We start from the raw sequence: 20,094 nt of genomic DNA, 5'->3' as shown, positions 1-20,094 counted from the left end.
TGCCCACTTTCAAAACTTCAAAGACCGCCATCAAAACCTCGGAATATCCGGGAACGGCAGTTTGCCGCCCGAGATGTGCATGCGGCCGAGTTCGGCGCAGCGGCGGAGTTGGGGGAAGACTTTGCCGGGATTGAGCAGATGGTTCGGGTCGAACGCACATTTTACGCGCATTTGCTGATCGAGATCGATCTGGTTGAACATTTCGGGCATCAAATCGCGTTTTTCGACGCCGACACCATGCTCGCCGGTCAAAACGCCGCCGACTTTCACGCAAAGACGCAGAATATCCGCGCCGAAATTCTCGGCTTTGTCCAATTCGCCGGGAACATTCGCATCGTAGAGAATGAGCGGATGCAGATTGCCGTCGCCGGCATGAAAGACGTTGGCGACAGCCAGCCCATATTGTTCGGAAAGCTCACGCATCCCAGCCAGCACGCGCGGCAATTCCTTGCGCGGAATCGTGCCGTCCATGCAGTAATAATCCGGCGAAATGCGCCCGACTGCCGGAAACGCAGCCTTTCGGCCCGCCCAGAAAGTCAGCCGTTCCTGTTCGGATTGGGAAATCCTGCAGGTCGTCGCGCCGTTCTGGTTCGCGATGGCCTCGACACGCTCGATCAGGTGATCGACTTCGACCCCCGGTCCATCCAGTTCGACGATCAGCAACGCCTCGCATTCGAGCGGATAGCCTGCATGGACGAAGTCTTCAGCCGCATGGATTGCGGGACGGTCCATCATTTCCATGCCGCCCGGAATGATGCCCGCGCCAATAATGTCGGCCACGCATTGGCCGCCCTGTTCGCTGGACGGAAAACCGATGAGCAGCGCGCGAAGCGTTTCCGGCTTGCGCAAGATGCGCACGGTCACTTCGGTCACGACGCCAAGCAGCCCTTCGGAGCCGGTCATGACGCCGAGAAGATCGTAGCCTTCGCTGTCGAGATGCTTGCCGCCGAGACGGATGATTTCGCCATTCATCAGCACCATTTCGATGCCGAGAACATTGTTCGCCGTCAGCCCGTATTTTAGGCAGTGCACGCCGCCGGAATTTTCGGCGACATTGCCGCCGATCGAACAGGCGATCTGCGAGGATGGATCGGGGGCGTAGTAGAAGCCATCGAGTTCGACTGCCGTTGTGATGCCGAGATTGGTGACACCGGGCTGCGCGGTTACGGTTCGGTTCGGGAAGTCGATTTCCAAAATTCGGTTGAAGCGGCTCATGACCAGCAGGACCGCATCTTCGAGCGGCAGCGCGCCACCGGAAAGCGAGGTGCCCGCGCCGCGCGGCACGACGCGGATGCCGCGCTCATCGCAATATTTGAGAATGCGCGAAACCTGCGCAACGGTTTCGGGCAGCACGACGACAAGCGGCAATTTCTTGTAGGCCGTCAGCCCGTCGCTCTCGAATGCGCGCATGGAATTGGCTGCATCGACCACGCCTTCGCCGGGCACGATGATGCGCATATCGGCGACGATTTCCGCGCGCTTCGATAAAGTCACCTTATCGGGTGCCGGCATGACCAAACCAGACATTGCGTTCCTCCCGGTAACAACTGGTAAATATGTTTTACCAGCTCTGCCTATAATTGCCAAGCGCGACACTGACAGTATGACATGCGACTGGACAAGTGAATTGACCAGTGGTCGCACGGCGCTTTATTATTGCGCATAGAACCATAAGGCATTTACGCCATCGTGACCGAAATATTCTCCAAGATCGACCATTCCCGGACTGCCGACGAGGTCGTGCGGCAGATCGAAAGCCTGATTCTGGAAGGCGTGCTGCGGGTGTCGGATCGGCTGCCCGGAGAGCGCGAGCTTGCGCGGCAGTTCGACGTTTCCCGACCAATCCTGCGCGAGGCACTGAAAGCGCTGGAGTTACGCGGGCTTCTGGTTACGCGCCATGGCGGCGGCACCTATGTTGCGGACGTTATCGGGCAGATATTTTCCAAGCCTGTCATCGAACTGATTGCCAGCCACAACAAGGCCTCCGCCGACTATCTCGAATATCGCCGCGAGATCGAAGGCGTGGCTGCCGAATATGCTGCGAAACGCGCGACGAGCGAAGATCGCGAAATGCTCAGCCGGATCATGGCGCGGATGGAGGAAACGCATCGTCTGGAAGATGTCGATCAGGATGCCGCGATCGATCTCGAATTCCACAATGCGGTTGGTGAATGTGCCCACAACATCATCCTGCTGCACACGCTGCGCGCCTGTTATCGCCTGCTTTCCGAAGACGTTTTTCACAACAGGCAATTGGCGTTCGCCCTGCCCGGCGCGCGCGATAAATTGCTAGTGCAGCATCAGGCGATCCATGCGGCCATTATCGAAGGCGATGCGCCGCGCGCCCGGCAGGCGGCGATGGATCATATCAGCTTCGTCGAGCGAGCCATGGCAGAAGCAGAACGCACCGGCGACTGGCAGCGCGTTTCACGCCTCAGGCTTCGCCAGCGCGTCGACGAATTGCCCAAGAAAAACCGGCAATGACCGGCGTTCATTTTCTGGATGCAAAAGGCCCGGAAGGCATTCGGATATTCGCCATAGGCGACGTGCACGGCAGGTTGGACCTGCTGCAGAAAATGCACAAAACCATTCACGCCGATCTGGCTGCAAATCCGCCATCCGACTGGCGGATCATCCATCTCGGAGACTATGTGGACCGGGGGTCGGACTCGGCCGGTGTTCTGGAACTTCTCGTTACCCGGACAGAGCGCGATGAGCGCATCATCTGCCTTGCCGGCAATCACGATCAAGGCTTTGCAGAGTTCCTCGACCATCCTGAAGCAGAGGGCCTGTTCGCTCGTTATGGCGGTGCGGATACGGCTCGATCCTACGGCGTCGAGATCAATTTCAATGAGCCGGGGGCGTTCAGGCAAGGCCATGTGGCGCTTGTGCGGGCGGTGCCTGAAAGCCATCGCACATTCCTGAAAACATTGCGGCGCTCGTTTTCGATGGGCGATTTCTTCTTTTGCCACGCAGGCGTTCGCCCCGGCGTGCCGCTGGACGGCCAGGACGGCGAAGACCTCATCTGGATACGCAATGAATTCCTGAATTATCCGGGTCTATTCGAAAAAATCGTCGTACACGGGCATACGCCCGGCCCCGAAGCCGAAATCATGGCAAACCGGGTCAATCTCGATACGAAAGCGTTTCAATCGGGTGTGCTGACTGCGCTGCGAATAGACGGGCAGGATAAGCGGATCGTCTCGGTTAGCGCATAACGCCATAGCCATCGACGACCGCATGGTCGCTCGAGGCATCAGCCGAATAGATCCCGAAGCCGCCGAGAGCGATGGCGGACAGCATTGCGAAGGAGAGGAGCAGGGCTTTCAACGGGTTCATCTCTGTTACGGCTTCCTGCATTCCATCATCTGGATGTTACGAATTGGTTTCGCTTGAAGTGAAGAATGGAACGACAATGCCAGTTTCATTCAACGAGCGGCGTTGTAGGCAGGACTCAGAGGAAACGCCAGCGGGTCGGAAGACAGGCATTGTGGAAAATTCCAACAGTGCCAAATTTGCCACGCGGCAAACGCTCTATCGGCGCTTGATCGTAGAGACCCAGGCGCGGGCCAGCGCGATGCCGTTGCGGTCAGCTTCTTCCGCGTGGATGTCCGCTTCCTGCTCGAATTTTGCAATCCAGCCCGGCTCGGTCTGCTCGATGAAATCGGTGAACCGCTCGTTCCATTCGGCAAGCAGCGTCCGGTCGGCCTCAAAGTGGAACTGGACGCCGTAGGTGGCGCGCCCGACCCGGAATGCCTGATTGGCGGCAACGCCGCTAGATGCGAGATGCACCGCCCCTTCGGGCAGCGTGAAAGTATCATTGTGAAACTGGAAGGTTTTCAAATCCGAAGGCATGGCGGCGAAAACCGTGTCGCTTTTTGCCCTGCCGGTCAAAACGACCTGTTTCCAGCCGAATTCAGGTGCTGCGCCGATCAGATTATCCGCGCCGAAGGCCCTTGCCACGAGCTGGCCGCCGAGGCAGATGCCCAGCACCGAACGGTCAGCCTGCTCGAAGCTGCGAATGAGTTCGACCACTTCTGGAAGATAGGGATGGTTTTCGTCGTCACGCGCGTTCTGACCACCGCCAAGCACGATCAACGCGTCATGATTGCTGGAATCCGTGGGCAGCGCGGCACCCTGATAGGGTTTGCGCATGTCGATCGTGGCGCCAGCTTCTTCCAATGCGGTTGCCACCTGCCCCAAGCTCGTATGCTCGAAGTTTTGAACGACCAGAACCTGCATCAAACCACCCTTGCCGCCTGAATATTGCCGAGCGATAGCATGCCGAAACATGTGCCGGAAGAGCTTGACCTTGAACGGTGGCTCCAGCATTCATCAGCCATGCGAGCGAACTACAAGATGCAGCGGCTTTTCGTGCCGCAGGATTTGCAAACCGGTGCGGGCTTCAATGCCAGCCCCGAACACAGCCACTATCTCGGCAATGTGCTTCGGCTGACTGAGGGCGCTGAAATCCTGCTTTTTAACGGGCGCGACGGCGAATTCTCCGCAAGTATCGAAGCACGTACCAGGAAAGCGGTCGTGCTGCGTGTCGGCGAACAGACGCGTCCGCAGCCGCCCCACCCGGATCTCATCTATTGCTTTGCCCCGTTGAAACAGGGCCGTCTCGACTATCTCGTACAGAAAGCCGTCGAGATGGGCGCTGGCGTGCTGCAACCCGTCGCCACGCAGCATACGCAAAATGCGAAGACCAGCATCGACCGTTTGACGGCAAACGCTGTCGAAGCCGCCGAGCAATGTGGCATCCTTGCCATTCCGCAAGTGCGCGAAACGGTGAAGTTCGAGAGCCTTATCGGCGGCTGGGAGCAGGATCGCCGGTTGATCTTTTGCGACGAGAGTGCGGAAACGAACAATCCGATGGCGTCACTATCAGCGATAACCGAGCGCAAGCTGGGTGTATTGATTGGGCCAGAGGGCGGCTTTTCCGACGATGAGCGCAAGCAATTGCGCGCTCTGCCTTTCGTCACCGCAATTCCGCTCGGCCCCCGAATCCTGCGCGCCGACACGGCGGCGGTTGCCGCACTCGCGGTCATTCAGGCAACAATCGGGGACTGGTAGTGGCCGGGCCAACAATTTAGCTTGAAGATGCATCAGGATTTTTCGCTTGATCAGCGGGCGGCATTTCGTCCATCAAGCGCCGGCGGCAAATGCGGCGTAGCAGCCGTGCGGAAAGGCTTCACGAATGGCGCGCGATACAAATGACTTTCGGCCGGTAGAGGGCATCGACGAACTGGTGCTTCACCTCGCCGAAGGCAACAAGCCGCGCGACGCGTGGCGCATCGGCACCGAGCACGAAAAATTCCCTTTCTATGTGGATGGCAACGCGCCTGTTCCTTATGAGGGCGAGCGCGGCATCCGCGCGCTTCTGGACGGGATGAAGGATAAGCTCGGCTGGGAGCCGATCATCGATGCCGGTAAGATCATCGGCCTGGTGGAGCCGACCGGACAGGGCGCGATCTCGCTGGAGCCGGGCGGCCAGTTCGAGCTTTCCGGCGCGCCGCTGGAAACCATTCACCAGACCTGTCGTGAGGGCAACGCGCATCTGGCGCAGCTCAGCGAGATTGCGGAGCCGTTGGGCATCCGTTTTCTGGGTCTTGGCGGCAGCCCGAAATGGAGCCTCGAAGCGACGCCGCGCATGCCGAAATCGCGCTACGACATCATGACGAACTACATGCCGAAGGTCGGCACAAAGGGCCTCGACATGATGTACCGCACCTGCACCATTCAGGTGAATCTCGACTTTTCCTCCGAAGAGGATATGCGTCGCAAGATGCAGGTGTCGTTGAAGCTGCAGCCGCTTTCGACCGCGCTTTTCGCCAATTCGCCATTCACCGACGGACATCCGAACGGCCTGCAGAGCTGGCGCGGCGAGATCTGGACCGACACGGACAATCAGCGCTCCGGCCTCCTGCCTTTCTGCTTCTCGCCGGAATTCGGCTTTGCCGATTATGTCGAATGGGCGCTCGACGTTCCCATGTATTTCGTGATCCGCGACGGACGCTATCACGACATGACGCGCTGGACGTTCCGCCAGTTCATGGCCGGTGACGCGCGCAAGGAAATCCCGGACGGCATTCCGAATATCGGCGACTGGGCAAACCATCTCTCGACGCTTTTCCCGGATGTGCGCCTCAAGCGCTTTCTGGAAATGCGTGGCGCCGATGGCGGCCCATGGCGGCGCATCTGTGCGCTTCCGGCATTCTGGGTCGGCTTGCTCTATGACGAGCAGGCGCTGGACGCTGCAGAAGCGTTGACGCGCGACTGGACGTTCGAGGAAGTGCTGGCAATGCGCAATGAAGTGCCCGCGGGCGGCATCGCCACGTCCTTCCGCAACACCACATTGCGCGATGTGGCGCGCGACGTGCTTGCCATTTCGTCGCAAGGCCTGAAGAACCGCGCCCGCCTGAACCGCGAAGGCTATGACGAGAGCACCTTCCTCTCCACGCTGGATGAGGTCGTCGCACGCGGCACGACCAGCGCACAGGAAATGCTCAGCGCCTATCACATGCGCTGGGGCGGCTCCATCGAGCCGGTATTCCTCGAATACGCCTACTGAGCGCTTCCAACACAAAGTAAAACCGCCGGAGCTTTCACCCCGGCGGTTTTTTCTAACCTGCCTGCCTATCAATAAGGGCAGGAATTGTCCGACATATAGTCGTGAACGGTGACCGTGCCTGCGATGATATCGGCCTTGGCCTTTTCGGCAGCGGCTTTCATCTCGTCGGTGATCAGATCCTTGTTGTTGTCGTCGAGCGCGTAGGAAACGCCGTCTTCCGCAAGGCCGAGATTGTTGATGCCGAAGGTGAACTTGCCGTCCTGCGATTCCTTGAAGGCATTGTAGACTGCAAGGTCGACGCGCTTGACCATTGAGGTCAGCACTTTGCCGGGATGCAGTGCATTCTGGTTCGAATCGACGCCGATGCCCAGCTTGCCAGCGTCGGCCGCAGCCTGAAGAACGCCGACACCCGTGCCGCCAGCCGCCGCATAAACGACGTCAGCGCCCTGATCCATCTGTGCCTTGGTGATCTCGCCGCCCTTTGTCGGGTCGTTCCACGCAGCAGGCGTATCGCCCGTCATGTTCTGGATCACGTCGGTTGCGCCAGCAGCCTTTGCGCCGCCGACATAGCCGCAGCCGAATTTACGGATGAGCGGAACGTCCATGCCGCCGACGAAGCCGACCTTCTTGCTCTGAGATGCCATCGCGGCCAGAACGCCGACGATGTAGGAGCCTTCATGCTCCTTGTAGACGACCGAGCGCACATTCGGCTTTTCGACGACCATGTCGATGATGACGAACTGCGTTTCCGGGAAATCTTCCGAAATCTTTTCCAGAGGCGTCGCCCAGTTGAAGCCGGGCATCACGATCGGGTTGTTGCCGTCTTCGGCAAACTTGCGAAGTGCCTGCTCACGCTGCGCGTCGTTCTGAATTTCGAACTCGCGATAAGCGACACCGCTTTCCGTCTTGAATTTTTCAGCGCCTTCGAAAGCTGATTCATTGAAGGATTTGTCGAATTTTCCGCCTAGATCATAAAGGATGGCAGGCTTGAACTCTGCGGCGAACGCCGGAAAAGCCAAAGCTGTTGCCGCGAGAAGGCCAAGAACGATACGCTTCATGTGATCCACACCCTGTCGGTTGTTATCCGTGTTTTTGTCTTTAGTGGCCTGCCCGATTAAAGGCAGGCCGTGCCAAGAGGAGCGTCAGCTCCTTTGCATTCAGTCTTGCATGACGAAAAACAAAATTCACGCGGAATCTTAAAGCGTGACACATGCCGTTACGCGAGGTGCGCGCGCAACGGCATGATTTTCTCAGGCAGCGGTCGGCGCTGGAATGGCGCAGGCAACGCCCGTGCCTCTGAGATTGCAGTAGCCATAGGGATTCTTCGCCAGATATTGCTGATGCTCTTCTTCGGCGAAGTAGAATTCCGGGACCGGGGCGATCTCAGTGGTGATCTTCTCCTGGCCCGCTTTCTTCAATTGCGCTCCGTAGGCATCCGCAGAAGCAATCGCCTGCGCATATTGCGCATCGCCATAGGTGTAGATCGTCGAGCGGTAGGTCGTGCCTACATCGTTGCCCTGCCGCATGCCTTGCGTCGGATCATGGCTTTCCCAGAAGATTTTCAGCAGATCGCCATAGGACACGATCTTAGGATCGTAGACGACCAGAACGACCTCGGCATGGCCCGTCAGGCCGGTGCAGGTTTCCTGATAGGTCGGGTTGGGCGTCAATCCGCCTGCGTAGCCGACCGCCGTCACCCAGACACCATCGGTCTGCCAGAAAAGCCGCTCCGCTCCCCAGAAACAGCCAAGCCCGAACATCGCAGTCTCGAGACCTTCAGGATACGGCCCTTTCAGCGGTCGTTTCGAAACAAAATGTTTCGTTGCGGTTTGAAGCGGCTTTTCGCGTCCCGGCAAGGCCTCGCCAGCCTTCGGCAGATGCAGCTTCTTGTTCATCATGTCACTCAGGAAAAACATGCGCATTCCCTTTCTGTTTCAAAAACGGTAGAGGCCCGCCATCAGAGATCCGCCGCAAAACGGCCTGAGCGTCGCTCAGGCCTGTGGCCGACCGCATAGAGCAGAAACGCCAATATCGCGAAAAAGACGAAGCCCGGCAGTTTAAGGACGGTGACGATCGCCGGATCCCAAAGCAACGGGTGGACCTTCTCGCTTACAAAGGCGCGTGCCGTTTCCAGTGTCTCGGGCGATACGGTCACCCAACTGGTCGCCAAAGGCGTCAGAACCAATTGCGACGCCGCGACCGTGCGCGTGGCATCCAGCACCGCCATGATGACGGCTACGGCCAGCGCGATCGACGCGGCGAGACGAAACAGGAAACGAAACATTGGAACCCCTAACCACTGGTTTCCGTATCATTATGTATGGTGCGTGCCGCTCATCTGCAATTGTCGCGCGGCGTTTTGAGGGCCTTGCTACAAGTCGTGTACGAAAATCACACGAAAAAAGTTCTGGACGCTTGGCATTCGGCCGCGGATCGACTAGATCAGCCCGGCGTCAGTTGGTTTTTGTCGGCTACGCATGCGGAGAGGTGGCCGAGTGGTTGAAGGCGCACGCCTGGAAAGTGTGTTTACGGGAGACCGTAACGCGGGTTCGAATCCCGCTCTCTCCGCCAGAATTTTCCTGCAAATTTTTTGATAATGGGGCTTTTCTCTTAGCCAAGAGCCATTCCCAAACTAATCCCCAGCCAATATTCGTAGATTCTCGCATGTAGCGTGGAAAAAGGTGACGGCCAGCGGTGCTGACGCGGCTTACCGAAGATCGGGCATACTGAGGCGTACAAACAGACGCGTCAGCGATTACGCCAGCGCTGAGTGCGCGACAGGAGCAGTGTTGAGACTGCGGCGTGAAGTAGGCGCGCCGCGACATTGGTATAGAATATCATCATACCCATTGCGGCCGCCGGTGCGATATCGCCAGCATCGTCCATATTGAGAACCGCAACCGAGGCCAATTGTGTATGCGTCGAATAAAGGAACACGACGGCCGACACAGTCGTCATGGCATTGACGAAGAGATAGATCGAGATATCGAGAATTGCCGGCAAGGAGACCGGTACGGTCACCCGGAAGAACAATCTGTAAAACGGCTGCTTGAGCGATGCAGCGACCGGCTCGAACTCGCGATCCATCTGCTTTAGCGCAGTCACTGCCGTCAGATGCGACACTGTGTAGAAGTGCGTGACGGTGCAGAGCACGAGGATCGTCATGGTGCCGTAGATCGGGTTGAACGGATTTGCCGGGTTGTTGAAGAAGAAAATGTAGGCCAGGCCCAGCACCATTCCGGGCACTGCCATCGGCAGCATGGCGAGAAACTGAAACAGCGTGCGGCCGACGCGAAATCCTTCGCTTTTCTCGACCATATAGGCACCGACAAATACAATCACCGTGCCGAACACGGCGGTCAGTAGAGCCATCTTTATCGAATTGTAGTAGGCACCCCACCCACCGCCATCCATCAGGTCGAAGCGGAAATTATTGAGGCTTGGGGTGAGGTCGTAAGGCCAAAACTTGACCGTCGCTGCCAATTGGCAGACGCCGATCATCGTGAGGATGAACAGGGCGATTACCGCGCAATAGGCAAGACAGAGCCGGTCGAAGCGCCTGTTTGGCTTCGGCTGATAAGGAACTGAACGCGCGGAAAGCAGCGCCACCTGTTTTTTCTGGATCAGACGGTCGACAAAAAAGGCTGCGATTGCAGGCACTAGAAGGATCACGGAAACAACCGCGCCCATTTCGAAATTCTGCTGGCCGATAACCTGCTTGTAAATGTCGACGGCAAGCATGTTGTATTGCCCGCCAATAACCTTCGGCAGGCCGAAATCCGTTATCACCATGGTGAAGACCACGAAGGCGGCGGAAATGATGCCGTATCGTGCGCCCGGGATCGTGACTGTCCAGAAGGTCCGCCATTTGCTGGCGCGCAGGGATTCTGCGGCTTCATAATGGCGTGCATCGGCAATCGCCAATGCGGTCGAGATAATTAGCAGTGCGTGAGGCAAAGTGAAAAATACAGAGCCAACAACGATACCGATCGGACCATAGATGGAGTACCCCATCATCATGTCCTTCAGCAGGCCTTGATTGCCGAACAAATAGATGAGCGCGATACCCGGCAACAGCGACGGTACAAGAATAGGGATCGTCGCCACCATCCTAAAAAAGCTTTTGAAGCGCATCCGGCTGCGGTTGAGCGCATAGGCGAGGCCGAAGGCAATCGAGATCACCAGTACAGTGCTGATCAATCCCATAAGCACGGAATTGAAGATCGATTGAGCGAGCGCCGGGGTGGAGAAATAGGCGACGAAATTGTCCAGGCCAGTCTGCTTTTCAGGCCGGAGCACAACACGCCGGAAGTTGTTCGAATCGAGTTCAGTCCACTCCGTTCCGCGATGCATGTCGGAGCCGACCAGATAGGTTGCCGTCTCTGTCGTGCCGCGGATGCGGTAATTCACGGGGCTGCGAAAACTGAAATCCGGAAACAGGCCTGTGACTGACAAACGACCGTCCGAACCTGTAGCGAGTTGGCCGGGAGCGATCGCGTTTGTCGCTTCATTAAGGGCTGCAACTGATTTCGCGTCACCGAAATTGCCGCCTGTGTCGTCCGACCTCGCGATTTCAAAGTTGCTGAGATTGAAATGGTACGTCGATACCGATTTCGAAAGCAGGACGTAAAGCGGGGCGGCGAGCGCGACCAACAGATAGAGCGAGATGACAATCATCAGCCCGCGTTTGGCGATCTCATCGGAAGAAACCTGCTGGCGCAGCGCCCGACCAGCCGGCATGGTCAGCGACGTGGCAGTCATATCAGGCTGCCTTTTCAAACACGAGCACACGCTCGCGCGGCAGTTCGATCTTCATCGCCACACCGGCTTCCAGACCCAGCCGGCGCACAGCATTGATCGAGAAATCAGCGATCAGGATGCGCTCGCCGAAGCGTGGCGACGCGAGGCGGGTACGCCAGAAGGCGCCTAGAAACTCCATCTCGTTCACAGTGACGTCGACCAGATTTTCCGGCGTGCCGACAATGTCCTGAGCACCGGGCGAACGCGCGCTGACGCTATGCGGAATAATATCGACCGGACGGATAACCGCAACGGCGTCCGCACCATCGGCCAATTCGTGCCCCGCGCAAAGCAGTTCGGTGCCAGCAAGCGCAACTTTGTTGCCGCCCAGAACCTTAGCCGAAATCTGGTTGGTTTCGCCAATAAAGTCGGCAACGAATAGCGTTGCCGGATGTCGATAAATCTCTGTAGGCGTGCCTATCTGCTCGATCACGCCGTGGTTCATAACCACGATGCGGTCCGCCATCGACAATGCTTCTTCCTGGTCGTGTGTCACCATGACTGTCGTCACACCAAGCTTGCGCTGTAATTCCTTGATCTCATGACGAAGATGCACCCGCACCTTTGCGTCGAGCGCGGACAATGGCTCGTCGAGTAAAAGCAGGCCCGGCGCCACCGCTATCGCGCGGGCGAGCGCGATGCGCTGCTGCTGGCCGCCGGATAGCTGTGCTGGGTATTTTTTCGCCTGACTGGACAGTCCGACGAGCGACAGCAATTCCGCTACACGCGCATTGATTTCAGCTTTTGGACGCTTGGCGTTTTCAAGACCGAAAGCGATGTTCTTCTCAATTGTCAGATTTGGAAACAGCGCATAAGACTGGAACACGATGCCATAGTCGCGTTTCGAAGGCGGCAAAGTGGAGATGTCCTTGCCACCCTGCCTTATCGTGCCATGCGTTTGAAGGTCGAGCCCTGCAATCGCGCGCAGCAGCGTGGTCTTGCCACAGCCGGAGGGCCCGAGAAAACAGACGAACTCGCCGTCCTTGATGCTGAGAGAAACATCTTTCAGCGCCGTGAAATCCCCAAAGGCTTTCCAGAGATTTTCGATCTCAAGATAGGCCGGCTTGTGAGCGATAGACATCGGACGCACCCCGGTCGGCGTCGCCGGAATGCCGGCCACGATTTCATGACGCATGTTATCCATCCGGTTCAAATTGTGAAGCAGGCCGCCAGTTTGCTGGCGGCCTTGCGATGTTGGATCAAGTCTTGGGTTCGGATTTCGCGTCGTAACGCTTGGCCCATTCGGTCAGGATCGCCTTGCGATTATTGGCGGCCCATTCGAGATCGTTCTTGATCATCTTGGAGGCAACGTCTTCCGGCAAATGCTCGACCGGCTTGGCTATGCCAGGATATGCGACGACCGCATAACCGACATTGTACATCTCGTTGGCTTCCTTCGAGACAGTAAAGTCCACCAGCTTCTTGGCCGCTTCGAGGTTCGCTGTGCCTGCTATGATTGCTGTTGCTTCTGCTTCCCAGCCGGAACCCTCTTCGGGGAAGATGATGTCGATCGGCGCGCCAGCAGACTTTGCCTTGGAACCAGGGAACTCGAAAGATATGCCCACAACCGTTTCGCCTGCACCTGCCATCTTGCAGGGCTTGGAGCCCGAATGCGTGTAGGCGGAGATGTTTTCGTGAAGGCCGTCCATAAACGCCCACGCACCCTTCTCGCCGAACATCTGCAGCCATGCCGAGACATCGAGGAAACCTGTACCGGAGGAGTTGGGGTTCGGCATGACGACGTGGCCCTTATATTCGGGCTTGGTCAAATCCTTCCAGGTTTTCGGCGCGGCAAGGCCAATTTTCTCTGCTTCGACGGTGTTGAAGCAGATCGCCGCAACATAGGCGTCCATTCCAGTCCAGCTTGGCGGCGTCGAGGTATCAACGAATTTCGGATCGAGTTTTTCGACACCCGCTGGCGCATATGGCTCAAGCATGCCTTCGCCCTTGAGCAGAAGCAGCGAGGTTGCGGCCAGACCCCAGACAACGTCTGCCTGCGGGTTGTCTTTTTCGGCCAGCAGCTTGGCGGTCATGACGCCGGTTGAATCACGAACCCAGTTGATCTTGATGTCAGGATTTTCCGCTTCGAATGCAGCTTTGTATCGATCGAGGTCGACGGCTTCCACCGCTGTGTAAACGGTCAAATTCGTTTGAGAGTAAGCTGCCGAAGTCGACAAAGCGGTCGCTAGGGCGACCATGCAAATGGATGTGAAACGTTTCATTATTTGGTTCCCCGGTTGATACAGTTCTCGATGCATCAAGACGCTCGCGCTCTTTGGCAATCACCGGTCTTAACACCGGTCGATATCGTCCATGGGTCAATGTGGAGGTGTACGGATGATAAGTAAAATCTATTTATCCTATAGAGCTATCGCTTCAGTTTATAATAGTCATGAGGTTGTCATACTGACCTCAAAGCCAGTCATTTGAGACAAAACTGCCGCGGAGACTTATTCCGAAACGGCAAGTATCAGAACGCCGAACGCGACGATGACTGCCGCAAGAATTCGTCCCATCCACGGTCTCTCACGAAAGACGACAACACCGATCAGGGCCGCGATAATCACGCTGGATTCTCTGACGGCCGATACCGCCCCGATATGCGCAATAGTCTTCGCGTAAAGTACAAGCCCGTAAGCAGTCACGGCGAAAACACCACCTGCCAAACCGACCCCGACAATTTTCCAATCGATTGGAGTGCCTGACCTTCGGCGGCTTGCCAGAATGGCCAACGCAACTGGGGATTCGAACAGGAAGAGCCAACCCATATAGCCGGTAGCGCTACCCGCCAATCGAACGCCCACACCATCGGCCACGGAATAAGCCGCGATGCTAAGCCCAAGCATTGCCGCGACAAGCACTGCCTTGCCATCAGCCTGACCAGCGCCGCGTTGCAACGCCAACAACCCGATCCCAGCAGTCACCAGCGCGAGGCCCGACCAGCCCAGCGGTGATAACGTTTCGCCAATTATCAGCAATGTGCCAAGGGCAACGAGCGCTGGCGCCATGCCTCGCGAAATCGGATAGACCTGACTAAGGTCACCAAGCCGATAAGCCTGAAAGAGCAGCACGTAATAGCCGTAGTGGACGATCGTGGAGATCGCGATTGAAGGCCAGCTCGCCATTGCGGGTACGGGTGAGATTGCGATCAGAACGACGCCTGCCAGCGCATGCATTGCAGAAACGGCTGCAAGCGTCAGCGCGCGGTCGGATGCCGATTTTACGAGCGCGTTCCAGCTTGCGTGCAAGAAGGCTGCAAAAAGCACGATGGAAAGCGCGGTTGCTGACACTGCGAAACCCGCTAAGCCGAGATAGACTTAGGCTGAAACATCCATTTTCCAAGGACGAAGCGGCGATACGTAAATGTCTGAGCCCAATGCAAATTCACCGCCGCATCCTTCGAAAAACTGAATTATTCAATCCAACCTCTTCCTGGTTCAACCGTATAGTTCCGTGATGGTTTCTTCGCCAATTGCAAAGCCTGTACTCGCGCCTGTGCCGCTTGTGACCATGACAAGACGCACATTCTCTTGCGGAGCATCACGAAAATATTCCTGCCCTGAAGCCGAAGAGTACGTGCCGGTCCAGCGCGCCAGAATTTTCGGTGCCGCCTGCTTAAAAATCGCAGCAAACTCGTCAAGCATCATAACGTCGACATCATCTCCAGCGAACGGGTCGGGAGTTGCCGCATAGTGATGAGAATCGCCTACCACCAGCGATCCGTCAGCACTCTGCACGACGATGAGATGGACACCATTGGCAAGCGGTATCGGCTGTTCCGCTTCCAGCCGTATTTCCAAATTAGCAGCTTCAGGCAACGCCGCGTAACCGCCATAACGCAGAAGGCTGAGATCGGAAATCAAGGCTCCGTGCAGTTTGAAGCCCGGATCTTCCAGCCGCAGCATCTGCAGTTTGCAGCGTTTGACGCCGTAAGCGGCAACCCGTTCCGGATAGAGACTGACAAGATCGTCGCCGGGACAGACGATTACGTTCTCAGCGTCCACCCGACCACGACTTGTGTTCACAGATGGGGGTGACACAGAGTTGACGGCTGCGCCTCGGATGAATGCCACACCATAATTTTCTTCCAGAAAGGCTGCCAGCTTCGGTATCGCTTCGCGGGATTCGACCCTCAGTTCAAAGGGACTGAACAACCCACCGACGATGCGTGACGGATCGAGTTCGGGCTGAAACTGCCCCACGTCTTCGGGCGACAATATCCGGCATTCGCGCCCCTGTTCCGTGCTCTTGAAAGCTTCAAGCACGGCTAGGGCTTCAGGCCGCTGTGCCGCAACAAGCATTCCACTATGCACGACTTCGATGCCTGCCTGCTGGGCAATATCCAGCCAAACCTCGCGCGAGCGCTCGGCAAGACGACGCGCCGCTCCCGAATTCTGTCCGCTGACGACAACGAGGCCGAAATTGCGGATCGATGCGCCATTGGCCTGCGCGTCCCGGTCGATCACGACGATGCGCAGACCACGCTTTGCCGCAGCAAGCGCATGCGCGAGACCAATTATGCCAGCGCCGACAATCGCTAGATCGTACTGCACTCAAATCACCACGGCAGCGAGAAAGTCTTGACGTTCGTGAAGCTCTTCATGGCTTCGATAACGCCCTCCTTGTAGCCGTTTCCGCTGTCTTTGATGCCGCCGAATGGACTCATCTCGATGCGGTAACCGGGCACCTCCCAGATGTTGACAGTGCCAACTTGCAAGCCCGCAATGTATTTCTGCATACGGCGGAAATCATTGGTGCAAACACCGGAAGAGAGGCCGAAAGCGGTCGAATTCGACAGGGCGATAAGCGCGTCATCGTCATCGGGAGCACGGATAATCGGGATGATCGGTCCGAAAGTTTCCTCCATGACAAGCTCGGAACCATGCGGCACACGATCCACCACGATTGGCGGCAGAAGCGCGCCTTGACGGCCGGGATTGTAAAGGATGTCGGCGCCCTGCTCGGCAGCCATGTGAACACGGTCTTCGAACAGTTTTGCCGCGCGCTCATGTACCACCGTGCCGAGGTCGGTAGTGCGGTCCATCGGGTCGCCAAAGCGCAGCTTCTTCGCTCGCTCCAGCACCAGCGGCACGAAACGATCAGCAACACTTTCCTGAACCAGAATTCGCTTTACCGCCGTGCAGCGCTGCCCCGAATTCTTGGTCGCACCTGCGACTGCAAGGTCGGCCGCTTTTGCCAGATCGTCATCGGAAAGATCGTTCAGGATGATGAGCGGGTCGTTACCGCCGAGCTCCAATACCTGGCGTTTGTACCCGGCTTTGGAGGCGATCAGTTTGCCAACCGGTACGCCGCCTGTGAACGTTATCAGGTCGATGTTGGGATTGGTGATCATCTCGTCGCCGATGTCCTTCGGCCAACCCGTCACCACCGACAGCATTTCCGGCGGCAGGCCAGCCTCGTAGAGGATGTCGGCCAGCACCAGCGCGGTCATTGGTGTCAGCTCGGTCGGCTTAACGACGACGCAATTATTGGTGGCAATCGCCGGAGCGATTTTATGCGACACCATATTGAGAGGATGATTGAACGGCGTGATTGCGGAAATCGCTTTCAGCGGCTCGCGCATTGTGAAGATTTTGCGCTGCTTGCCATGCGGGGTCAGATCGCAAGAAAAAATCTGGCCATCGTCCTGAATGCACATCTGGCCCGACAGGGTGAAAACGTCGAAGGCGCGGCCGACTTCGTAGAGTGAATCCTGCTTGGAAATGCCGAGTTCCAGCGTCACCAGATCGGAGATTTCCTCCTTGCGGGCGTTCAGGAGTTCGGCTGTCTTTAGCAGGATTTTCTGACGATCGTAGCGGGTCAGCTTCGATTTATAGTTCGCAGCGATTTCGAACGCTTTTTTGGCGTGCTCTGCATTACCCGCCGGCACGGTGCCAACCACCGTGTCGTTCCAAGGGTAACGAACTTCAAGCACAGCGTCGGCATCGACCTTCTTACCTGCTATGCGCATCGGTTCATGGCGAACTGCAATTGACGGATCAAGTTTGGTCATCGCCTTTGCCTCAATTCGACGGCAGCGCGGCAGCCATCACCGCATAGTAGAACGCGTCGAAATTGCGCAAAGTCGGTTCATTCGGCAAATCCGGCAGAACCCTGTTGGCAATGAACGGCACTACCTGTTCCGTCAGCCCGCCATGTGAGCGCAGTGGCTCATTGAGCGCAGCCAGATCGTGACGGTGTTCCGAGGTGCCGATGGTCTTGTTCTCGCCAGATACCATGACGATGTCGCCGATTCGATCCTCCGGAAGTTCGAACCGCGCGCAGGCGTCCTCGCGACCCAAAACCAACGTGATACCGTCGATCTTCTTCAGCCGCTCCATGATGTCGGCTCGATCCGCGTCTTTCGGCAGATAGGCCGTGGCAAACGAGCCAAGCGCGCCATGATGGACGACGTATGGGTCGGTGATCGGCAGGATCACCCGTCCCTTGTCCTTGCCCAGCCATTCGTCCAGCAGGTCCTGCGCATAGACAACGTCCGGCGTGCCGTCGGCCTTGTGCTTGGGCTTCATGCCGTGGTCGGCGGTTACGACAATTGCGGCGCCTAATTCATCGAGTTCGGCAAGATATTTGTCGAACATCTCGTAGAAGTCGTTCGCCTTTTTTACGCCCGGCGCATATTTGTGCTGAACGTAGTCGGTCGTGGTCAGATACATCACATCCGGCCGCCATTCGCGCAGCAGCTTGACGCCAGCAGCGAAAACGAACTCCGACAGCTCCGCCGAATAGACTTCCGGCACGGGCTTGCCCAACCATTTCGCGGCATTGGCGATACCATGCTCAGCAACAGTGGTCGTGTCCGACTTCTCCGATGAGAAGCAGATGGCGCGGTCCTCGTCGAACTTCAGCCCGTGTCCCAGAAGCGAGCGCAGCTTGTCCTTGGCAGTGACCACCGCAACGCGAGCGCCAGCATCGTAGAATGCCTGAAATACTGTCGGCGCACGGAGGAATTTGGGATCGTTCATCATCACCTCTTCCCCCGTTTCCGGGTTGTAGAGATAGTTCCCGCAAATGCCGTGCACTGCTGGCGGGCGGCCCGTCGCAATCGACAGATTGTTAGGATTGGTGAAGCTGGGAATAACAGAATGCGCCATGCGCACTGTGCCCTTGGCTTTGATCCGCTCCAGCGCAGGCATCAGTCCGGCCTTGATCGCTTCATCCAGATAGGCCGGCTCGCAGCCGTCGAGACAGATTGCAATCGCTGGCACCCGCGGCCATGCGTAGGTGCGGCCATTTGCGGTCACGTTGATAGGGGACATCTGGTTCATCGGATTTCCTGCCTTGAGCGTTCCGGGTCCGCGGACCACACTTCGGTTTTCTTTGGCCGCATTTTTGAATCACGATGATCCATTTGCCAAATCGTTATTCTGAATTCTCGAATAGGTTTTCTCTATGCTTCACGCAGCCAGCTTGGCCCGCTCCGCAATAGCAATTGCCGGCGGTGCGGCATCAGGAACTTTGAGTTCTTTCAACGACTGACGAGCGGCTTCCACCACGCGGCGCATCACATGTTCGTCCATACGACCGATGCAGCCGACGCGGAATGAATCCACCACCGTCAACTTGCCTGGATAGATGATGAACCCCTTGTCCTTCATCAGTTCGTAGAAGCGATCGAAGTTGAAGTTCGCATGCGCAGGGCAAAAGAATGTGACGATTATGGGCGACAACCATCGGTCCGACAAAAGCGTCTCGAAGCCGAGTTCGCGCATACCGGCCACCATCACGTCACGGTTCTTCATGTAGCGCGCACCGCGCGCCGCAACGCCACCCTCGGCCTCATGCATTTTCAACGCTTCAAGGAAGGCGGCAACGACATGCGTCGGCGGCGTGAAACGCCACTGGCCGGTCTTTTCCATTGTCGCCCATTGCGCATGTATGTCGAGCGACAGCGAATGACTGCGCCCCTTCGCAGCCTCAAGCTCCGTCTTTTTGGCGATGACGAAGCCGAAACCCGGCACACCCTCGATGCACTTGTTGGCCGAGGAAACCATCGCCTCGTAGCGAATATCGTTGACGTTGAGATCAACCGCGCCAAAGGCGCTCATTGAATCGACCAGAAGCTTGCGCCCGCGCGAATAGACCGCTTCGGAAATCTCGGCGACCGGGTTGAGAATGCCGGAGCTGGTCTCGCAGTGAATAGCGATGACATGGGTGATCGCAGGGTCGGCGTCGAGCGCCGCCGCGACTTCGTCGCCTCGCGGCGGCAGATAGTCGCCCTTGTCGATCAGCGTATAGGCGCGGTTGAGATACTGCATTGTCGATGCCGCACGCAGGCCGTAGGCGCCATTTGCCAGCACCAGCACCTTGCCGTCCTTCGGCACGAAGGAGCCGAGCATGGCTTCAACACAGTAAGAGCCTGATCCCTGCAAAGGCACGCAATCATATTCGCCCTTGGCATCGCCGGTCAGGGCAAGCAACCGGTGACGCATATCTGCCGTCATCGCACGGAAATCGCCATCCCACGAACCCCAATCGCGCAGCATCGCCTGTTTGACAGAGTAGGCCGTGGTGAGTGGGCCTGGCGTCAGTAGATAAGGTTCACCCAATGCGGGATCCTCGAAACCTTCGCTTGGCGCGGTATTTTTTGTATCGACCCGCATTAGCGATCCTCCCCGTAAACGTGTTGTTGAGACCGACTCTGCACTCATTCAACCTATTTGAAAAATCGTTATTTTGTATTCACTCATAAGCTGAGGCGA

The 20,094-nt window shown here is 57.3% G+C and carries 18 protein-coding genes and 1 tRNA gene; 5 read left to right on the top strand and 14 right to left on the bottom strand.

Translation table 11 applies throughout. The features are described 5' to 3' along the window. Window positions 1–30: 30 nt before the first annotated feature. Window positions 31–1,527: an FAD-linked oxidase C-terminal domain-containing protein gene (locus tag ABFT80_RS19070; RefSeq protein WP_347973516.1), complete on the bottom strand. Its 1,497-nt coding sequence runs from the start codon at window positions 1,525–1,527 to the stop codon at window positions 31–33. Between the two features lie 162 nt (window positions 1,528–1,689). Here ABFT80_RS19070 and ABFT80_RS19065 point away from each other — a divergent pair, with 162 nt between their 5' ends. Together ABFT80_RS19065 and ABFT80_RS19060 are read left to right on the top strand one after the other, a co-directional pair. Then, window positions 1,690–2,484 (top strand): FCD domain-containing protein, encoded by a 795-nt coding sequence (locus ABFT80_RS19065; RefSeq protein WP_347973515.1) that lies wholly within the window; start codon window positions 1,690–1,692, stop codon window positions 2,482–2,484. Continuing rightward, on the top strand, window positions 2,481–3,218 hold the full coding sequence (locus ABFT80_RS19060) for a metallophosphoesterase (RefSeq protein WP_347973514.1): 738 nt from the start codon (window positions 2,481–2,483) through the stop codon (window positions 3,216–3,218). Before ABFT80_RS19065 ends, ABFT80_RS19060 begins: the two co-directional genes overlap by 4 nt. Here the strand turns inward: ABFT80_RS19060 and ABFT80_RS19055 are convergent. Then, entirely contained in the window at window positions 3,208–3,360 is a 153-nt protein-coding gene (locus tag ABFT80_RS19055) for a hypothetical protein (protein WP_347973513.1), read from the bottom strand. The two genes, ABFT80_RS19060 and ABFT80_RS19055, sit on opposite strands and share 11 nt — an antisense overlap. Window positions 3,361–3,534: 174 nt before the next feature. Then, complete coding sequence (locus ABFT80_RS19050) at window positions 3,535–4,242, bottom strand: type 1 glutamine amidotransferase (RefSeq protein ID WP_347973623.1); 708 nt, start codon at window positions 4,240–4,242, stop codon at window positions 3,535–3,537. A 99-nt stretch (window positions 4,243–4,341) separates the two neighbouring features. On the opposite strand from ABFT80_RS19050, the gene ABFT80_RS19045 reads away from it, so the two are divergent. Together ABFT80_RS19045 and ABFT80_RS19040 are read left to right on the top strand one after the other, a co-directional pair. Further along, window positions 4,342–5,076 (top strand): 16S rRNA (uracil(1498)-N(3))-methyltransferase, encoded by a 735-nt coding sequence (locus tag ABFT80_RS19045; protein WP_347973512.1) that lies wholly within the window; start codon window positions 4,342–4,344, stop codon window positions 5,074–5,076. 124 nt (window positions 5,077–5,200) lie between these two features. Further along, window positions 5,201–6,574, top strand: coding sequence for a glutamate--cysteine ligase (locus ABFT80_RS19040; protein WP_347973511.1), 1,374 nt, complete (start codon window positions 5,201–5,203; stop codon window positions 6,572–6,574). Window positions 6,575–6,642: 68 nt separating this feature from the next. On the opposite strand, the gene ABFT80_RS19035 is transcribed toward ABFT80_RS19040, so the two are convergent. From ABFT80_RS19035 to ABFT80_RS19025, 3 genes are all read right to left on the bottom strand, one after another. Next, a complete protein-coding gene (locus ABFT80_RS19035; protein WP_347973510.1) occupies window positions 6,643–7,632 on the bottom strand; it encodes a BMP family lipoprotein in 990 nt (329 codons plus the stop codon). A gap of 192 nt (window positions 7,633–7,824) precedes the next feature. Then, window positions 7,825–8,490 (bottom strand): peptide-methionine (S)-S-oxide reductase MsrA, encoded by a 666-nt coding sequence (msrA, locus tag ABFT80_RS19030; protein WP_347973509.1) that lies wholly within the window; start codon window positions 8,488–8,490, stop codon window positions 7,825–7,827. Between the two features lie 41 nt (window positions 8,491–8,531). After that, window positions 8,532–8,858 carry a hypothetical protein gene (locus tag ABFT80_RS19025; RefSeq protein WP_347973508.1) on the bottom strand — a complete coding sequence of 109 codons (327 nt, stop codon included), beginning with the start codon at window positions 8,856–8,858 and terminating at the stop codon, window positions 8,532–8,534. Window positions 8,859–9,055: 197 nt separating this feature from the next. Between ABFT80_RS19025 and ABFT80_RS19020 the strand changes: the two genes are divergently transcribed. After that, a tRNA-Ser gene (locus ABFT80_RS19020) sits at window positions 9,056–9,145 on the top strand. A gap of 177 nt (window positions 9,146–9,322) precedes the next feature. Here the strand turns inward: ABFT80_RS19020 and ABFT80_RS19015 are convergent. The 8 genes from ABFT80_RS19015 to ABFT80_RS18980 all read right to left on the bottom strand — a co-directional run bounded on the left by ABFT80_RS19015 (window position 9,323) and on the right by ABFT80_RS18980 (window position 19,995). After that, window positions 9,323–11,335, bottom strand: a complete 2,013-nt coding sequence (locus ABFT80_RS19015) for a putative 2-aminoethylphosphonate ABC transporter permease subunit (protein ID WP_347973507.1) — start codon at window positions 11,333–11,335, stop codon at window positions 9,323–9,325. A 1-nt stretch (window position 11,336) separates the two neighbouring features. Further along, window positions 11,337–12,509 carry a putative 2-aminoethylphosphonate ABC transporter ATP-binding protein gene (locus tag ABFT80_RS19010; protein WP_455189966.1) on the bottom strand — a complete coding sequence of 391 codons (1,173 nt, stop codon included), beginning with the start codon at window positions 12,507–12,509 and terminating at the stop codon, window positions 11,337–11,339. A gap of 64 nt (window positions 12,510–12,573) precedes the next feature. Next, the gene (locus tag ABFT80_RS19005) at window positions 12,574–13,596 is read right to left on the bottom strand and encodes a putative 2-aminoethylphosphonate ABC transporter substrate-binding protein (protein ID WP_347973506.1); all 1,023 of its coding nucleotides are present in this window, start codon (window positions 13,594–13,596) and stop codon (window positions 12,574–12,576) included. A gap of 228 nt (window positions 13,597–13,824) precedes the next feature. Beyond that, window positions 13,825–14,664, bottom strand: a complete 840-nt coding sequence (locus tag ABFT80_RS19000) for an EamA family transporter (RefSeq protein WP_347973505.1) — start codon at window positions 14,662–14,664, stop codon at window positions 13,825–13,827. Between the two features lie 147 nt (window positions 14,665–14,811). Further along, on the bottom strand, window positions 14,812–15,927 hold the full coding sequence (locus tag ABFT80_RS18995; RefSeq protein WP_347973504.1) for a TIGR03364 family FAD-dependent oxidoreductase: 1,116 nt from the start codon (window positions 15,925–15,927) through the stop codon (window positions 14,812–14,814). A gap of 5 nt (window positions 15,928–15,932) precedes the next feature. Beyond that, window positions 15,933–17,387, bottom strand: coding sequence for a phosphonoacetaldehyde dehydrogenase (gene phnY, locus ABFT80_RS18990; protein ID WP_347973503.1), 1,455 nt, complete (start codon window positions 17,385–17,387; stop codon window positions 15,933–15,935). Between the two features lie 10 nt (window positions 17,388–17,397). After that, window positions 17,398–18,660 carry a phosphonoacetate hydrolase gene (gene phnA, locus ABFT80_RS18985; protein ID WP_347973502.1) on the bottom strand — a complete coding sequence of 421 codons (1,263 nt, stop codon included), beginning with the start codon at window positions 18,658–18,660 and terminating at the stop codon, window positions 17,398–17,400. 129 nt (window positions 18,661–18,789) lie between these two features. Further along, on the bottom strand, window positions 18,790–19,995 hold the full coding sequence (locus ABFT80_RS18980) for a 2-aminoethylphosphonate--pyruvate transaminase (RefSeq protein ID WP_347973501.1): 1,206 nt from the start codon (window positions 19,993–19,995) through the stop codon (window positions 18,790–18,792). Window positions 19,996–20,094: the final 99 nt, after the last annotated feature.

Origin of the sequence: Foliimonas ilicis (assembly GCF_039939195.1) — a bacterium.
In the GTDB taxonomy this organism is placed as follows: Bacteria; Pseudomonadota; Alphaproteobacteria; order Rhizobiales; family Rhizobiaceae; genus Foliimonas; species Foliimonas ilicis.
Note: the sequence above shows the minus strand (reverse complement) of the source record. Positions and strands in the feature narration are given on the sequence as shown.

Coding starts and splice junctions, on each gene's coding strand:
- ABFT80_RS19045 (WP_347973512.1), top strand. CDS start 4,342: ATGCGAGCGAACTACAAGATGCAGCGGCTTTTCGTGCCGCAGGATTTG.
- ABFT80_RS19060 (WP_347973514.1), top strand. CDS start 2,481: ATGACCGGCGTTCATTTTCTGGATGCAAAAGGCCCGGAAGGCATTCGG.
- ABFT80_RS19015 (WP_347973507.1), bottom strand. CDS start 11,335: ATGACTGCCACGTCGCTGACCATGCCGGCTGGTCGGGCGCTGCGCCAG.
- phnY (WP_347973503.1), bottom strand. CDS start 17,387: ATGACCAAACTTGATCCGTCAATTGCAGTTCGCCATGAACCGATGCGC.
- ABFT80_RS19070 (WP_347973516.1), bottom strand. CDS start 1,527: ATGTCTGGTTTGGTCATGCCGGCACCCGATAAGGTGACTTTATCGAAG.
- phnA (WP_347973502.1), bottom strand. CDS start 18,660: ATGAACCAGATGTCCCCTATCAACGTGACCGCAAATGGCCGCACCTAC.
- ABFT80_RS19035 (WP_347973510.1), bottom strand. CDS start 7,632: ATGAAGCGTATCGTTCTTGGCCTTCTCGCGGCAACAGCTTTGGCTTTT.
- ABFT80_RS19005 (WP_347973506.1), bottom strand. CDS start 13,596: ATGAAACGTTTCACATCCATTTGCATGGTCGCCCTAGCGACCGCTTTG.
- msrA (WP_347973509.1), bottom strand. CDS start 8,490: ATGTTTTTCCTGAGTGACATGATGAACAAGAAGCTGCATCTGCCGAAG.
- ABFT80_RS19055 (WP_347973513.1), bottom strand. CDS start 3,360: ATGCAGGAAGCCGTAACAGAGATGAACCCGTTGAAAGCCCTGCTCCTC.
- ABFT80_RS19050 (WP_347973623.1), bottom strand. CDS start 4,242: ATGCAGGTTCTGGTCGTTCAAAACTTCGAGCATACGAGCTTGGGGCAG.
- ABFT80_RS19025 (WP_347973508.1), bottom strand. CDS start 8,858: ATGTTTCGTTTCCTGTTTCGTCTCGCCGCGTCGATCGCGCTGGCCGTA.
- ABFT80_RS19040 (WP_347973511.1), top strand. CDS start 5,201: ATGGCGCGCGATACAAATGACTTTCGGCCGGTAGAGGGCATCGACGAA.
- ABFT80_RS18980 (WP_347973501.1), bottom strand. CDS start 19,995: ATGCGGGTCGATACAAAAAATACCGCGCCAAGCGAAGGTTTCGAGGAT.
- ABFT80_RS19010 (WP_455189966.1), bottom strand. CDS start 12,509: ATGCGTCATGAAATCGTGGCCGGCATTCCGGCGACGCCGACCGGGGTG.